Raw genomic sequence first — 411 nt, 5'->3', positions numbered from 1 at the left:
GCGGTATTCAACTCCATCGGCAAGCTGCCCACGGCGGCCATTCTCGGTGGCGTGCTGCTCAACCAGAAGCTGAGTCCGGCCAGCCTTGAAAACGAGCGGGACAAAACCAAGCTGATGAGCCTGCTGCGCACCTTCTTCGAGGTGCACAAGGGGTGGCACGTGCAGTACAACATAGTCTCGCGGGAGACACTGCTGGCGGCCAAGGCCCATCCGGATCAGTACCGGGACCTGGTGGTGCGGGTGGCGGGCTATTCGGCCTTCTTCACCGCCTTATCCCCGGATGCGCAAGATGATATCATCGCCCGCACCGAGCACAGTCTCTGACGGGGCCCTCTCCATGGCGCCTGTGACGTCATATGATTGGCAAGCCACCCCACGGGTGGCTTGCCGCTATCCACCACCTTGCATGCG

Annotated in this window: 1 protein-coding gene; it reads left to right on the top strand. The window is 62.0% G+C overall.

Annotated features, from left to right (window positions below):
• Positions 1-324, top strand: a 324-nt coding sequence (locus tag KFE26_RS23685; protein WP_283090836.1) for a glycine radical domain-containing protein, incomplete at its 5' end; no start/stop codon positions are given.
• Between the last annotated feature and the right edge of the window lie 87 nt (positions 325-411).

This window comes from Shewanella sp. M16, from assembly GCF_018224605.1.
Classification (GTDB): Bacteria; Pseudomonadota; Gammaproteobacteria; order Enterobacterales; family Shewanellaceae; genus Shewanella; species Shewanella oncorhynchi.
The sequence above is the reverse complement of the archived record's forward strand: the minus strand, read 5'-3'. Positions and strand labels throughout refer to the sequence as shown.